Source organism: Pseudoalteromonas ruthenica (assembly GCF_008808095.1).
GTDB classification, from domain to species: domain Bacteria; phylum Pseudomonadota; class Gammaproteobacteria; order Enterobacterales; family Alteromonadaceae; genus Pseudoalteromonas; species Pseudoalteromonas ruthenica.
On record NZ_CP023396.1, the window covers coordinates 570,084 to 585,697 of the forward strand.

Annotated in this window: 11 protein-coding genes and 7 tRNA genes; 10 read left to right on the forward strand and 8 right to left on the reverse strand. The window is 48.8% G+C overall.

Annotated elements, in window-relative coordinates:
* The first annotated feature begins 56 nt into the window (after window positions 1-56).
* The 8 genes from PRUTH_RS02775 (at window position 57) to msrB (ending at window position 8,917) form a co-directional block, all read left to right on the forward strand.
* Window positions 57-800 (forward strand): TrmH family RNA methyltransferase, encoded by a 744-nt coding sequence (locus tag PRUTH_RS02775; RefSeq protein WP_151172468.1) that lies wholly within the window; start codon window positions 57-59, stop codon window positions 798-800.
* 42 nt (window positions 801-842) lie between these two features.
* Window positions 843-4,232 (forward strand): AAA family ATPase, encoded by a 3,390-nt coding sequence (locus PRUTH_RS02780; protein ID WP_151172469.1) that lies wholly within the window; start codon window positions 843-845, stop codon window positions 4,230-4,232.
* Window positions 4,233-4,262: 30 nt separating this feature from the next.
* Complete coding sequence (zipA, locus tag PRUTH_RS02785) at window positions 4,263-5,003, forward strand: cell division protein ZipA (protein ID WP_151172470.1); 741 nt, start codon at window positions 4,263-4,265, stop codon at window positions 5,001-5,003.
* 63 nt (window positions 5,004-5,066) lie between these two features.
* The gene (gene ligA / locus PRUTH_RS02790) at window positions 5,067-7,085 is read left to right on the forward strand and encodes an NAD-dependent DNA ligase LigA (RefSeq protein WP_151172471.1); all 2,019 of its coding nucleotides are present in this window, start codon (window positions 5,067-5,069) and stop codon (window positions 7,083-7,085) included.
* A gap of 1 nt (window position 7,086) precedes the next feature.
* On the forward strand, window positions 7,087-7,431 hold the full coding sequence (locus PRUTH_RS02795) for a DUF3392 family protein (RefSeq protein ID WP_151172472.1): 345 nt from the start codon (window positions 7,087-7,089) through the stop codon (window positions 7,429-7,431).
* Window positions 7,428-7,925, forward strand: coding sequence for a DUF2919 domain-containing protein (locus tag PRUTH_RS02800; protein WP_022944711.1), 498 nt, complete (start codon window positions 7,428-7,430; stop codon window positions 7,923-7,925). The genes PRUTH_RS02795 and PRUTH_RS02800 overlap by 4 nt, the downstream gene beginning before the upstream one ends.
* Before the next feature lie 4 nt (window positions 7,926-7,929).
* Complete coding sequence (locus tag PRUTH_RS02805; RefSeq protein WP_151172473.1) at window positions 7,930-8,373, forward strand: hypothetical protein; 444 nt, start codon at window positions 7,930-7,932, stop codon at window positions 8,371-8,373.
* A 97-nt stretch (window positions 8,374-8,470) separates the two neighbouring features.
* Window positions 8,471-8,917, forward strand: coding sequence for a peptide-methionine (R)-S-oxide reductase MsrB (gene msrB, locus PRUTH_RS02810; protein ID WP_053911887.1), 447 nt, complete (start codon window positions 8,471-8,473; stop codon window positions 8,915-8,917).
* Window positions 8,918-8,954: 37 nt separating this feature from the next.
* On the opposite strand, the gene PRUTH_RS02815 is transcribed toward msrB, so the two are convergent.
* The 8 genes from PRUTH_RS02815 to PRUTH_RS02850 all read right to left on the reverse strand — a co-directional run bounded on the left by PRUTH_RS02815 (window position 8,955) and on the right by PRUTH_RS02850 (window position 14,116).
* A complete protein-coding gene (locus PRUTH_RS02815; protein ID WP_151172474.1) occupies window positions 8,955-10,823 on the reverse strand; it encodes a DUF885 domain-containing protein in 1,869 nt (622 codons plus the stop codon).
* Window positions 10,824-10,916: 93 nt separating this feature from the next.
* Window positions 10,917-12,548, reverse strand: coding sequence for a response regulator (locus PRUTH_RS02820; protein WP_151172475.1), 1,632 nt, complete (start codon window positions 12,546-12,548; stop codon window positions 10,917-10,919).
* Window positions 12,549-13,470: 922 nt separating this feature from the next.
* Window positions 13,471-13,546 (reverse strand) — tRNA-Val (locus tag PRUTH_RS02825).
* A 32-nt stretch (window positions 13,547-13,578) separates the two neighbouring features.
* Window positions 13,579-13,654: transfer RNA gene (locus tag PRUTH_RS02830), tRNA-Val, on the reverse strand.
* A gap of 42 nt (window positions 13,655-13,696) precedes the next feature.
* Window positions 13,697-13,772 (reverse strand) — tRNA-Val (locus PRUTH_RS02835).
* Window positions 13,773-13,814: 42 nt separating this feature from the next.
* Window positions 13,815-13,890 (reverse strand) — tRNA-Val (locus PRUTH_RS02840).
* Window positions 13,891-13,932: 42 nt separating this feature from the next.
* Window positions 13,933-14,008, reverse strand: a tRNA-Val gene (locus PRUTH_RS02845).
* Window positions 14,009-14,040: 32 nt separating this feature from the next.
* Window positions 14,041-14,116, reverse strand: a tRNA-Val gene (locus tag PRUTH_RS02850).
* Between the two features lie 269 nt (window positions 14,117-14,385).
* Between PRUTH_RS02850 and PRUTH_RS02855 the strand changes: the two genes are divergently transcribed.
* Together PRUTH_RS02855 and PRUTH_RS02860 are read left to right on the forward strand one after the other, a co-directional pair.
* The gene (locus PRUTH_RS02855; RefSeq protein WP_162197084.1) at window positions 14,386-15,192 is read left to right on the forward strand and encodes a DODA-type extradiol aromatic ring-opening family dioxygenase; all 807 of its coding nucleotides are present in this window, start codon (window positions 14,386-14,388) and stop codon (window positions 15,190-15,192) included.
* A 265-nt stretch (window positions 15,193-15,457) separates the two neighbouring features.
* Window positions 15,458-15,533: transfer RNA gene (locus PRUTH_RS02860), tRNA-Ala, on the forward strand.
* Window positions 15,534-15,614: the final 81 nt, after the last annotated feature.

The following is a 15,614-nucleotide window of genomic DNA, read 5'->3' on the forward strand; positions in this document are numbered from 1 at the left end:
TGCTCGCGCATGTGTATAATCGCGACTATTGTCTAGGGGAATGACGAAGGCACTGTATGCTGTCCAAAAACCAACAAAAATATTTGCGCCAGTTAGGGCAAAAGAAATATCGCCGTCAACATCATATGTTTTTAGTACAAGGGGCGAAAAACGTCCTTGAGCTATTGCAAAGCGACCATGATATTGACAGTGTCTTTGCCAGCGAAAGTTTTTTAGCGCAGCATCACCAACTGCTGGGCTCTCGTCTCGATGCCCGCCATATTCACCAAAGCGATGAGGGGAGTCTCTCGAAAGTCAGTACGCTGGTGACCAATAACGAGGTTATTGCTGTTGCACCTATGCGCGATGTCACTATTCAGGAAACACCTTGGCAATTGGCCCTTGATGGTGTTAGCGACCCTGGCAACTTAGGCACCCTGATCCGTTTAGCGGATTGGTATGGCTTTTCGCAGATTTTACTTTCACCGAATTGTGCCGACCCATACAACCCTAAGGTGATCAGTGCCACTATGGGTTCATTTACGCGTGTGTCGTGCGCCACAGTTGATTTACCTGAGTACCTGCAACAGCTTGATAAACCTGTTTACGGTGCATTTCTAGGTGGCACTAACGTGCACCATGTCGAATTTGCTCAGCAAGGGGTGCTCGTTATGGGCAGTGAGTCTCATGGTATCAGTGAGGCGGTGGGTCAAGCTATCACAGAACGCATTACCATTAACGGGTACGGCGGGGCAGAGTCGCTGAATGTGGCTATTGCCAGTGGCATAATTTTAGATAATATAAAGCGTTGTAGCGGTTAGGCCGCAGCCACCAAACATAAAATCATAATAACTGGGGCATCAATGCGCTTAAGCAGCATTAAGCTGGCGGGGTTTAAGTCCTTCGTCGAGGCAACAAAAATACCTTTTCCCGACGCCATGACCTGTGTCGTCGGTCCTAACGGCTGTGGCAAATCGAATGTGATTGATGCCGTGCGTTGGGTGTTAGGAGAAAGCTCGGCAAAGAATTTACGTGGCGACGCGATGAGCGACGTTATTTTTAATGGTGCAGCCACCCGAAAGCCGGTCTCCCAAGCCGCCGTTGAACTCATTTTTGATAACACCCAAGGGCGTTTGCCCGGCACTATGGCATCACGTAACCAAGTAGCCATTAAGCGTGTTGTTACCCGCGATGGTCAATCCCTGTATTACCTCAATGGCAGTAAATGTCGCAAGCGAGATATTACCGATATTTTCCTTGGCACCGGCTTGGGCCCACGCAGTTACGCCATTATCGAGCAAGGGATGATTTCTCGGCTTATCGAAAGTAAACCTCATGAGCTGCGGGTGTTTATCGAAGAAGCCGCTGGCGTGTCGAAATACAAAGAGCGCCGCAGAGAGACACAGACCCGCATTCGCAGCACCCGCGAAAACCTTGAGCGCTTGCTTGATGTGCGTAGTGAACTGCAAGCTCAACTCGATAAACTTGATACTCAGGCGCAGCAAGCCCAGCAATACCGTGAACTCAAAGCCCGGCAACGACAGCTAAAAAGTGAACTGGCGGTGTTGAAATGGCAAAAACTGCATGCCCAGCAACTGGAAAAATCGCAACAACTCGCGCAGTTAAAAGAGCAGCTCACCTTTATTAAAGAAGCACACAGTGGTGAGCAAGATGTACTCAGCGCCTATCAACAGCAAGTTGATGATACCCAGCACGCTTTAGCCGCTGCACAGCAACAGCAGTTCCAAACCGATAATCAGTTGGCGCGAGTCGAGCAGCAACATATTCATAGCAAACAGCAGCTGCAGCAGTTGCATGCAACATTGCAGCAAAGTGATGAAAAGCACCAAGCGCTGGTGGTTGATAAGCGCCAGCAAAACGACGCGGTGGCGCAAAAACAGCAAGAGTTAGCGCAGGTGCGTGAACAGTTGGAATTACTGCAAGCACAAGCAGAGCAGTTAACTGAGCAGCACCTTGTCGCGCAAGAACAATTTGAGCAACTGCAAAACCAGCAACATCAACAGCGTGAGCAGCTGTACCAAAACCAGCAGCAAGTCCAACAAAGCCAGCATGAGTTGCACGCACTGAGCGCGGAGCAACGAAGTAACACTGAGCAACTGCAAGAAGTGCAAGAGCAACTCAAGGCGCACCACGAGCAACCTATTAATCAACAGCTGCAAGATAGTGAAGCTGAGGTCAAAACCTTGACCACCCAGTTAGCCAGTGCCAAAAGTGAGCAGCAGCGTGTCGAAAAGCAATTAACTGCGGCGCAACAGGCCTATCAACAGGGCAAAAACGAATATCAACAACACCAAGATCAAGCGCGTCAACTGAGTGCCAAACAACAAGCGATGGCGGAGTTGCTCGCACAGCACCAAGAGCAACAAAGTTTACTGTTTCAGCTCGAGGTGCAAAGCGGTTATGAAGCGATAATTGAGGCGGCACTGATGCAGTTACAGCATTTGCAGTTAACTGAGCAGCGCCAGGGGAGTTGGCTACAGCCCACCGAGCACCAGGTTAAAGCCGAGGCCGTCAGTGCGTTTATCCAGCAAGGCGAGTACCCGGACCTGCTTGACCGTATCGCTTATGTCGAAAATGGTGATGTTACGCTGTTGGCAGATGACTATTGGTTTGCGGTGGTTGACAGCCAAGGTACATTGCATGGTCGTCATTGGGCACTCGAAAATGAGCAAGCACAACAAGGCATCTTAGCTAAGCGTCAGCAACTGGCGCAACTTGATAGCCAGCTTGAGAGTGCACAGCGACAGCAACAACAAAGTGAGCAATATCTACAACAGCTGCATGAGGAGCGAGGGCAGTATACGCAGCAACTGGACAATAGTAAGAAGCAAGTGCATGAGCTTTCACGTAGCCATGCCAGCATGCAAACCCGTTTAGAATTATTGCGCGAGCAGCAACAACAATGGCAACAGCAACAACAACGCCTCAGTGAAAAACAACAAGCGTTGATGACCCGAGACCGTGAGCTTCAAGATAAGTATGCACTTACTGATGAGCAGTTCCAGCAGGCACAGGAACTGTTGGAACAAGCGCAGCAGCACAATGAGCAATTGCAGGGTCAGTACGAGCAGGGTCAACAGCACCTGCGCCAATGCGAGCAGCAGTTGCGGGAGCATCAAGCTCGAGTCGCAGATATGCGTCTTAGCGCAGAGCGTCAGCAAAGTGAGTTGTCCCTCAGTGAGAATAAGCTGGCACACATCGACAATGAGTTAAGCCGCTTGGCGTTAACGGTGGAGCAGGCTCAGGAGCAGCAGCAAGCGCTGGAGCAGCCGCTTGAGCAAATGGCCGAGCAAATTGAAACCTTGTTGCAGGAAAAAGAGCGCCTGAGCGAGCAGCAGGTTGATTTGCGCCATCAGCTTGATTCAGTACAGCAAAACTATGAGCAAAATAAGTCACGCTTAGCCCAAGGTGAGCAGCAGCGTGAGCAATTGCAAGAGCAGATTCAGCAGGCGCTATTAGCGGATCAAACCCTGACACTGAAAGCGCAGCAGGCGCTAGCACCATTAGAAGAGCTCAAAGTCACGCTCAAAGAGGTACTCGAAAGCCTTGATGACGATGCCGCAGTGGGTCGCTGGCAAGCGCAACTCACGCAAATTGATAAGCAGTTAGACACGCTTGGCGCTGTTAACCTGGCGGCGATTGATGAGTTTGCCAGTGCCAAGCAGCGCAAAGCTTACCTTGATGAGCAGCTACAAGATTTAACCGATGCCTTGGAGATTTTAGAGTCGGCGATTGCTAAAATTGACCGCCAGACCAAAGCGCAATTTAAAAGTACCTTTGATCAGATCAATGACGATCTCAAAGAGTTGTTCCCCAAGGTCTTTGGCGGCGGCTCAGCCTATTTGGAATTAACCAGCGATGATTTGCTGGAAAGCGGGGTCGCTATTATGGCTCGTCCGCCAGGCAAGAAAAATTCAACGATCCATTTGCTAAGTGGTGGAGAAAAAGCGCTGACCGCATTATCATTGGTGTTTTCAATATTCAGGCTCAATCCAGCCCCGTTTTGTATGCTTGATGAGGTGGATGCACCTCTGGATGATGCCAATGTCGGTCGTTTTTGTCGTTTGGTCGAGGAAATGTCGCAAACAGTGCAGTTTATTTATATAAGTCATAACAAAATAGCCATGGAGATGGCAGGGCGTTTAACCGGCGTGACCATGGCTGAGCCTGGTGTGTCGCGTATGGTTGCGGTGGATATTGAGCAAGCAGTGGAAATGGCTCAAGCCAGTTAAGTTAAACAAACACAGAATAAAGGTGAGGGGATGGCCGAAAATCTCAGATGGGTATTAATTTTAATCAGTGCAGTGGTCATTGGTGGTTTGCTAGTTCATGGCTTGTGGTCAGTACGCAAACGCTCTCAAGCAGTCGAGAACAAACCAGCTAAAGCTAAACCACAGCCAAAGGCAGAGCCCCATGAACCGCACAACACGCAAGACACGGTGAGTCGTTCTGAACCTGAGCCAGCATCAGTGCAGCATGACGAGCCCAGCTTTGGTGCTATCGACGATGAACCAAGCATTGGCGAAATTAACATTGATGACGAGCCCGCAACGGCGCGTGAAGAAACTGAAGCGAATAGTGACAGCGAGCAGCCAGCAGAAGATTTTGTGATCATTCACGTGCATATGCCTGAAGGGCTGCAAATGCAAGGGGCTAAGTTATTACCCTTAGTGCTGACCTTAGGGTTTAAGTATTCCGACGATGGCTTTTTCCACCGTCACGAGCAAGCCAGCGGTCAGGGCCCGGTGTTGTTCCGTATGGTTAACATGTACAACCCAGGCACGTTTGACGTCGACAATATGGAGCAGTTCAGCACTGCAGGCGTGAGCTTATTTATGACTTTGCCTAACGATGGTGAAGCCATGGCCACCTTTAATATGTTGCACAGCGCGGCAAAGAAAGTGGCAGATGAGTTTGGCGCTGAGTTATTAGATCATAACCGCCAGCCACTGAGCGTCAGCACCGTGCGTGAATACGTCGAAAAAGTACGTGAATACGCTTAATATCACATTCTGTAAGTAGTAGCAGCCACCCACTTGATGCGGTGGCTTTTTTATGAGGAACTTATGAGTAGCACGCCAGAGCAACGCATTGCACAATTGCGCCTTGAGATAGAAGAGCACAATTACAACTACTACGTATTGGATAACCCCAACATTCCCGATGCCGAATATGATCGTTTGCTGCGCGAGTTACAGGCGCTCGAAAAGGAACACCCACATTTGCTTAGCCCTGATTCTCCCAGCCAAAAGGTCGGCGGCACAGCACTGAGCAAGTTTGCTCAAGTCACCCACCAAGTGCCGATGTTATCCTTGGATAATGCCTTTGATGAGAGCGAATTCAACGCCTTTAATAAACGTATTCAAGACCGCTTGGCAGACACGCAAGCACTGGCGTTTTGCTGTGAGCCCAAGCTAGACGGTTTAGCGGTGTCGATTTTGTACCGCGACGGCGTATTAGTGCAAGCGGCAACGCGCGGCGACGGTCAAGTTGGTGAAAATATTACCGAGAACGTTAAAACCATTCGTAATATTCCTCTAAAGCTGCGGGGTGATTACCCACAAGAGTTAGAAGTGCGCGGCGAAGTGTTCATGGATTTAGCGGGTTTTGCGCGCCTTAACGAAGAGGCGACAAAAAACGAGGGCAAAGTGTTTGCCAATCCACGCAATGCCGCAGCGGGAAGCCTGCGTCAGTTAGACTCTAAAATTACCGCTAAGCGGCCATTGATGTTTTATGCCTACTCGATGGGGCAAATTACCGGGGCCGATTTGGCCGACGGCCACTATGAGCAGCTGCACCAATTAAAAGACTGGGGATTGCCGCTGTGCCCGGAGACCAAGCTTGTCAACGGCACAGAGCAAGCGATTGCTTACTATCAAGACATTTTAACCCGCCGAGGCGAGCTTAAATATGAAATTGATGGGGTGGTAATTAAAGTGAATAGTAAGGCTCATCAGCAACGTTTAGGCTTTGTCGCCCGAGCGCCGCGCTGGGCTATTGCCTATAAATTTCCGGCGCAAGAAGAGATCACCCAGTTACTGGATGTGGAATTCCAAGTGGGTCGGACTGGGGCAATTACCCCCGTAGCCCGCTTGCACCCGGTGTACGTAGGGGGGGTGACAGTATCCAACGCCACACTGCACAATGGTGATGAAATAGCCCGCTTAGGCGTAAAAGTTGGTGATACCGTGGTGGTGCGCCGAGCTGGTGATGTGATCCCTCAAATAACTCAAGTGGTGCTTGAGCGCCGCCCCGCAGATGCCAAGGAGATTGTCTTTCCGCAGCAGTGCCCAGTCTGTGATTCCCACGTTGAGCGTATAGAGGGCGAAGCGGTGGCGCGCTGCAGCGGTGGTTTGGTATGTGCTGCGCAGCGTAAAGAGGCCATTAAACACTTTGCCTCACGCAAAGCCATGGATATCGATGGCCTCGGCGATAAAATTGTTGAGCAGTTGGTGGAGCGCGAATTAATCCACACGCCAGCAGAGCTTTTTCAACTGCGTCAGGGTCATTTTGAGAGCCTTGAGCGTATGGGGTCCAAATCTGCAGCCAACCTAGTCAGTGCCCTTGAAGCGGCGAAAGAAACAACCTTGGCTAAGTTTATTTACGCGCTGGGGATCCGTGAAGTGGGAGAGGCCACCGCACAAAACTTGGCCATGCACTATCGCACCCTTGATGCGTTAATGCAGGCCGACGTCGAAAGCTTACAAGAGGTTAGTGATGTTGGTGAAGTGGTGGCTAAACACATAGTGAGTTTCTTTAGTGAGACGCTAAACCAGCAAGTGGTTGAGGAATTACTAAAGCAGGGGCTGCACTGGCCGGCCATTGAAGTGAAAGCCGATAACGAGCAACCACTCAATGGTCTAACCTATGTGATCACAGGTACCTTAAGCCAGCTAAGTCGCAATGACGCCAAAGCGAGATTACAAGCATTAGGGGCGAAGGTTGCGGGCAGCGTATCGGCTAAAACTCATGCCTTAGTGGCAGGGGAAAAAGCGGGCTCGAAGCTAACCAAAGCGCAAGAATTGGGAGTGGATGTGCTCTCAGAAGAGGCGCTGCTTGAATTGCTAAGCGAGCATGGCGGTTAATATGAGTGACTTCAGTAACTGGCTGAAATCAGGCCTTTATCAACTGGGACAATGGCTATCGCCTTATCTTGGTGATATTGCCTTGGTGTTTGTAGTGTGCATTATCGGCCTGTATGCCGCTGATGTGATCAAGGCGGTGAAAAAAGTAGTTGCTGCGAAGCACTTTATGCTGCGCACCTTAGTGTTTGTGCTGGTGAGTGCATTCGGCTTGGGAGCGCTTACGCTGTGGGTAAGTCCTCTGATCGCTAAATTATTGATGCTCTTTGGCAGCACTTATCTGCCACTGACGGTACTGGTGGCGTTTATATTGGTGGGTTTGTTAGCCGATAGGAAGTCGCAGCTGTGAATCGCTATGGCCCCGAGTACTGGGATAAACACGGTGCTTATCGCACCCCTATAGGCTTTACTTTGTCCCTACTGGTGCTGCTTCGGGCTTATCTAATTTGGGCGTTTGCAGCGATTTCGCGACGCCCCGAGCTTGATTTAGTCGCCTTGGTATACCAACAAAAACGTGACTTCTTTATTGCCTTAGGGATTGGTGCCATTGCCTTAGTCCCTGCGGTGCTTTACTCATTGCGCCGACCTAGCTCGAGCCTGAAACTCAAACCCCTATGGCGGTTTATGCGTTGGCCGTTATTAGTGTGCGCGATATTGGATTTTACTTGGATCATGCTTCAAGCCGCTCAGCAGTATTATCAGTTCTCCCTCCATTTAGCCCTACAGGGAGTCATGGTTGCGTGGGTCATACTGTATTTATTGCGTAGTCGCTACCTCAAAGTCTTTTTCGCTGACTGGCCGGATGAACTGGAAAGCAAAAAAGACGGTGCAGATAAGCGCTAACCAGATGAAGGTCGTCAACGCCGCCCGAGCTGTGGATGTAATGCTTGCTAAATACACCTTATTGGCTCTACCCGTGGTGGCGTTAATTATGTTTTTGACCTTATCTTGGCCTTGGTTAACACTGATCATCGGGGGTGGCTACTTGGTGGCGCTAAGCTCAAGCTTTTATCGGCTCACGGCGCTGTTCAGGACGCGCAACCCCATTAGCAATTTTATTCATCGTCAGCAGGGTCAACTCAGAGTGTGCTCACTAGCAGGAGTTTATGATCTCCATGGCCCGTGGCAGAGTATTCCCTTACATAATATCAGACACATTAGGGTGTACGACCATCGAATATGCATTGTCACTAGCAATAGCGAGTGTGAGCTGAGTTTAGTCGCTACGCGTGACGCGCTATTGGCATACATGCGCGCTATTATGGCCGATACACAGGTCGATATTACATAGCTCATGTGGCTAAGCAGTGGCCCTAAAAGCAGCCTCGCTGTGGCGTTAGCTTTGCTGTTCTATCATCTTAAGGCATTATCAAATTTAAGGAGTGTTTATGCTTAATTGGCAAGACATCATGCGTATGAGTGAAAAAGGCAATCCCGAGCCTCCTTATCGTGTGGAAAAAAGCGATGAACAGTGGCGGCAGCAACTCAGTGACGAAGCGTTTTATGTGACTCGCCAAAAAGGCACTGAACGTCCATATAGTAGCGATTCATGTACGCTTTTTGAGCCAGGGCGTTACCTTTGTGTGTGCTGCGATAACGTTTTATTCGCCGGTGATGAGAAATTCGACAGCGGCAGCGGTTGGCCTTCTTTTACGCAACCTGCACAAGCCAATGCTATCGCCTACATCAGTGATAGTAGCCATGGGATGCAGCGGATTGAAGCGGTGTGCAATGTGTGTGATGCACATTTGGGGCATGTGTTCCCGGATGGCCCGCCACCGTCTCACCTGCGCTACTGTATTAACGCAGTGGCCATTTATAAAGGCGAGGATTAAAGGAGTACGGGGCGAGCGCTCTCGCCCCATGCAAAGGTTATTGTTGACTGGCTATCCAAGCATCAATGTCTTGCTCAACAATCGCCATGGGACGTGCCCCAGGAGTGAGAATAACATCGTGAAACGCTTTTATGTCGAACTTGTCGCCTAGTGCTGTACGCGCTTTATCACGCAGCTCGACCAGTTTGATCATACCTAGTTTGTAACCCAAGGCCTGACCTGGCCACGCAATATAGCGGTCAATGGCAGAGACAACATCACTCATAGCGGTGCCTGTGGCCTCGGCAAAATAATCAATGGCTTGCTGGCGTGTCCATTTTTTATAGTGCAGGCCGGTGTCTACCACCAAACGTGCAGCGCGGTATACTTCAGCCTGTAATCGTCCTAAGTCACCAAACGGGTCGTCCTGATACATCCCCATCTCATAAGCGACGAGCTCGGAGTAAAGCGCCCAGCCCTCGACATAGGCATTAAAGGAGGCATTTTGGCGCATCAGGCCAATATCTTGTTGCAACATATTCAATGCGATTTGGAAATGGTGTCCCGGTACGGCCTCATGGTATGTGAGTGTTTTCATGCCGAAGCTGGGAACTGCTTTCATATCCTTGAGGTTAATAAAGAATACACCAGGGCGTGAACCGTCCAGCGATGGGCCGTTATAATAGCCGCCGGCGGAGCCTGCCTCAACAGCGACAGGAATACGACGCACCTCTACTTTTTGTGGTGGTAAGGTGGAGAAATACTGCGGCGCCTTGGCGACAATTTTGCTTATCTCACCGCGTAAAAAGGTGAGTAGCTCGGCTCGCCCTGCATCGCTATCTTCATATAAAAAGCGAGGTTCGTTATTGAGTTGCTGCATGCGCTTGCCAACGCTGCCTTCACTGTAGCCGTTGGCTTTAAGGATTTCATCCATACGTTCGGTAATGCGCGCGACCTCATCAAGGCCTAGCTGGTGGATTTGCTCGGCAGTGAGCGTGGAGTCCCCTAAGTAAGTGATTTCATGCTGATAGAAAGCATCGCCATTTGGTTGCGCCCAAATACCGACATCAGTGGGCGCGTGCTCTTCAAGCGCCGCCATGTCTTTGCTTACACCCGCAAACCCAGGATAAATCTCAGTGCGTACGAGTGTCTCGGCAGTGTTTATGTAATCCTGGCGTTGGCGCTCATCAAGACCGTCGATAGCACTTAGCTTGTCGGCGAATGAGGCAACAAGCGGGTGCTCGCTGGGTTGCACAGCGGTAAAATTAGTTAAATAACCCAATGTGTTTGCAAACAAGGGTTTCGGTAATATGACTCCAAGCTTGGCGTCGGCTTTAAGTTTTTCTCTGACCTGTGCAATAACCTCGGCAAAACCACTTAGACGAGCAAGGTAATTGTCAGCATCTTCAATGTCTGAGACCTCATGCTGATCTTTAAGCAGGTTGGGTAAATCGATGAGCGGGCCGGACAGTTGGTTGACCACGTAAGGTAGGTGCCCGCCCCAGGTATCGATATAGCCCGCTGCAAAGTCTTCGTCACCAGCATAATAGCGAGCAATTACCTCATTGACGCGCAGGTGCAATAACTCATCCGCAGCCAGATCAGGGTGTTGCAGTGCTGCTAATTGCTCGCCAGCGCGGCGCATATCTTTTTGCAGTTGCTGCATACCGGCTACCGAATAATCAGGGAGCTGGCGGTTATAGTCACCATAACTTTGCTCTGGTAGCTTAAGCGACGTGGCTAGGGCGCTTTGATGGCTGATAAAGGTTTTGGTGTATTGCTCTACGGCATTATGAACTTGTTCAGACGTTGGCGCTTGATTGCGTTGCTGAGTTGGTTGCTCTGCTTTTACAATGGTTTGGGGGGCTTCAGAGCAGCCTACTAAGGCCAAAGTGATGGCAAGAGCAAGGGTGTTGATTGGCTTCATTGTTGTCCGTGTTTTTTATTGTCGTTGGGTAGTGACTTAATATACACGCTTGGCATAGCAAAGCTAGCAAGGTGCGGGCAACAACCTCGGCGGCTAAGCAATATGTGAGTGCTTGTTAATATATTTCTGCTTTATCTTTTCAAAGCGCTCGCCCATCTCCGCATCTAAATCCGCCTGTTCCAGTAAGCTTACACACTTGTTGGCAAGTTGCTGGTTAAACGTCATGCCTTGGCGGGTGCTGCCTTCATACAAGCACTGCAATAAGTTTAGGGCAATACTGCGGTTTTTCGGCATCACCCGAAAAGCCTGAGTAAAAGCTTCTAGTGCCAATAAGTAATTGCCCTGTTTAAATTTCTCTACCGCATGGTTGTTCAACTCACGCGGCCCCATGCGTAAATCTCGGCGCTCACTTTGCTGTTGAATGACGCTTTTTAGTTGCAATTCAGAGCGTCTCTCAGGGTAGCGCTCACAATGATCGATAATCTTGTTAAACAATGCCTGGGCTTGCGTGTGAAAGCCTAGCTCATGGTATGCCTTGGCTTGATCAAGGGCACCATCAATAGAGCGAATAGGGGAGTCATCAATGACCAGCTGCTCGATAAGCATTTTGGCTTTGTGGTGTTCATCTTTTAAATAATGAAGCCGCGCGTTAAGAACATCCACCTGGGTTTGTTGCTGGGCATCAGGAAACTGCTTTTTTAGGTCATTAAGGTATTTGGTTGTTTGTCGGGTAACGCGGGATATTTGCTCGCCTTGATCGGTTGTCAGGGCATAATCAATACCTGCTCGAGCGGCATTAAGGTAGACCTCTGGGTTATCGTGTACTGAGTGGCGAGCAAACTTAGCAATATCACGTTTAGCTAGGTAGGTTTGTTCATAATCATGATTGATCTGCGCTACCTGCGACAAACTCTCTTGACGCTCTAGATTGCGCGGAGCCATAGTGGTAGCCGCACTTAAGTACTCTTGGGCCTGCTCGAATTGATTCAGTTTTATCTCTAACTGCCCTAATAAGTCATAAGCAACAAGACGGGTTTCAGTGCGCTCTAGCAGGGTTTTGAGCATGCGGTGGGCGAGGTTATGCTCGTTGTTTCCAATAAGCGCTTCAACTAAGCCAATGCGCGCCCAGGTAAATTTCTGAATATCCAATACAGATTTAAAGAAGGTTTTTGCCTGCTCATATTGCTGCTGCAGTAGCAGTGCATCTCCCTTAAGGCGCAGTAGCACAGCCGCATAACCTTGTTGGCTCGCAAGTTTAGTATCGATCATCTTCACCGCTTTGGAGTAATTCTCATCATCCATAAGCTGGAAAATATCCTTGAGCGCGCGTTTGCGTTTCACTACGCGCTCGATACGGCTTTTCAGTTCTAGGGTATTGAAGGGTTTTACTAAAAAGTCATCGGGATGTAGCTCAAGCACACTGTGTACTAATGCCCCCGAAGTTTCTGCAGAAATAAAAATAAAGCCGGTGGCGCCCTTGACCAGCTTATTTACCTTGAGCTCTTCATATAATTGATAGCCATCTTGGTGCTTGCTTAAGTTAAACGCACAGATGATCAAGTCGAAAGCGTCTTCTTTACATAATGTCTTGGCGACAACGGCATTTTCAGCAAAGCGTAAGCGTCTGTAGCCCAAACGCTCTAAAGATTGCTTCATATAGCTAAGTGCTAATGGCTGCTCTTCAATGATTAATATATGCGCTGAGCTGGAAACTTGCTGGGCCATACCGCTACTAGGGAGATGTTATTTAAACCGACTATATAAACTAGTCTAGCTGCTGACAAGTAAATCGCGAATAAAGCCAGAAAATGCTGGTGAAGAGAGTAAAAACTGTGCAGTCATGGTTAATGTGCAGGCGTTGGGTAATAAGAAGGTGGCATGTTGAGTACCTAAGGCTTTATATTACAAGGCGTTTATATATTGTGCTTTATATCTAAAGAGCATCTATATGGTGGGTTGTACTGGTTTTGAGCCAGTGATTTTTGCTTTGGAATAGGGAACGAGTGCAATGCTGAGCATCGAGGATTTTATATCTGGTGAGTGTCTATATGGTGGGTTGTACTGGGTTTGAGCCAGTGATTCTAGCCTTGGAATAGGACTGAGTGCGATGCCGAGCATCGAGGGTTTTATATCTGGTGAGTGTCTATATGGTGGGTTGTACTGGGTTTGAGCCAGTGATTCTAGCCTTGGAATAGGACTGAGTGCGATGCCGAGCATCGAGGGTTTTATATCTGGTGAGTGTCTATATGGTGGGTTGTACTGGGTTTGAGCCAGTGATTTTTGCCTTGGAATAGGGGCTGAGTGCGATGCCGAGCATCGAGGGTTTTATATCTGCTGAGTGTCTATATGGTGGGTTGTACTGGGTTTGAGCCAGTGATTCTAGCCTTGGAATAGGGAACGAGTGCGATGCCGAGCATCGAGAGTTTTATATCTGGTGAGTGTCTATATGGTGGGTTGTACTGGGTTTGAGCCAGTGATTTTTGCCTTGGAATAGGGGTTGAGTGCGATGCCGAGCATCGAAGGTTTTATATCTAAAGAGTATCTATATAGTGGGTTTTACTGGGTTTGAGCCAGTGATTTTTGCCTTGGAATAGGGAACGAGTGCGATGCCGAGCATCGAGGATTTTATATCTGGTGAGTGTCTATATGGTGGGTTGTACTGGACTTGAACCAGTGACCCTCGCCTTGTAAGGGCGATGCTCTCCCAACTGAGCTAACAACCCATATAGAGTGGTGCACATGAAGCACGGTAGAATGGTGGGTTGTACTGGACTTGAACCAGTGACCCTCGCCTTGTAAGGGCGATGCTCTCCCAACTGAGCTAACAACCCGGGTCTAAGTTATTCTATATGCGATACTCGAAGATGAGTAAATGGTGGGTTGTACTGGACTTGAACCAGTGACCCTCGCCTTGTAAGGGCGATGCTCTCCCAACTGAGCTAACAACCCGGGTCTAAGTTATTCTATATGCGATACTCGAAGATGAGTAAATGGTGGGTTGTACTGGACTTGAACCAGTGACCCTCGCCTTGTAAGGGCGATGCTCTCCCAACTGAGCTAACAACCCGGGTCTAAGTTATTCTATATGCGATACTCGAAGATGAGTAAATGGTGGGTTGTACTGGACTTGAACCAGTGACCCTCGCCTTGTAAGGGCGATGCTCTCCCAACTGAGCTAACAACCCATATAGAATAAACAGATGCGTCACTTAAAAAGTGGTGGGTTGTACTGGACTTGAACCAGTGACCCTCGCCTTGTAAGGGCGATGCTCTCCCAACTGAGCTAACAACCCACATCTGGCAACAAAGAGTGAGGAAACCTCTCTCGCTGTTGTGGGGCGCTATTATAGATAGAGACGAAAGACTGTCAACACTTGAGTTGCACATTTTGTTTTATATGCGGGTTTTATAAACAACCTGTTCATCAACTACGCACGCGAAGCCAGCACTCCCGCTTATGTGAGTCATAGTTGTGCGCGTGGTAACAAGGGATGTGCGTTCATAGGGCTATATAGGTATCGATACCAGCGCAATAATGAAGGTCTTATTTATGGAGCGCATTATGAATCACAGTCTTTTTATCTCCCACGGGGGAGGGCCGTTACCTCTATTGGCTGAACCAAGTCACACAGGTATGTGTGATGCATTAGCAAAACTAGCGACTCAAATCCCTAAGCCTCAGCTTGTTATTGTAATAAGCGCGCATTGGCTTTCACAGGAGGGAGTTGCTATTAATACCCAGCAACAGCCCAACTTACTCTATGACTATTACGGTTTTGATAGGGCGGCCTATGATATTGCTTATCCTTGCACGGGTCATACTCGAGTTGCCAACTACTTAGCCAGTTATTTACAACACCAAGGTATACCTATTCTTATTGAGCAGCAACGAGGGCTAGATCATGGTGTCTTTGTACCGTTAAAGTTAATGTATCCAGATGCAGACGTCCCTTGTGTACAAATATCATTGCATGGCGGTTTAGATGAGCGCTTTCACGTAGAGTTAGGGCAACACCTCGCAAATGCTGTTGCTGATCTTGATAACGTATTATTGCTTGGTTCAGGTTTCACCTTTCATAATATGGCTGCATTTAAAAAAGGGCCGATTGATGATACTCAGGGGTATAATCGACAGTTTGAAGATTGGCTCATACACACTTTGCAGGCGCCAATGAGTGAAAAGCAGCGCCAACAGCAGTTAATTGCGTGGCGAACAGCACCTGGTGCACTTTATTGTCAGCCCACGTCAGAACACTTGTTGCCTTTACACTGTGCATATGGAGCAGCTCGATGTCGACCTGATACCCATATCTCAACGGAAATTATGGGGTGGCAAGCCAGCTTTTTATTATGGCAACTAGAGGCATAAGTGCTCGTTGCGATTAAGGTGATACGTTGGCTGACGAAATAACCACAATAGATACCGATATTTGCCTGTCTCAAAGTAGGTAAGTGGTTAATAAAGAGCCATATTTGACTGTTTTTGTCTAACCTTTACGCGTCTTGGCTAAAATTGCTTCGGTCAGTAAAAAGTTACTTAAAAAGTGTTGACTTTGTTTAGGGGGGTGCATAGAATGCGCCCCGCACTCAACGAGATGAACACCGCAAGTTTGGCAGTTTATCTCAAGCTGTTTGGGGCTATAGCTCAGCTGGGAGAGCGCTTGCATGGCATGCAAGAGGTCGGCGGTTCGATCCCGCCTAGCTCCACCAAATTCTATAGTGCAACACACGTTTCTATCTCGGTAGGCTAAACTTCGAATGTTTAGGTGTGATACTCGTATGGTAAGAGTT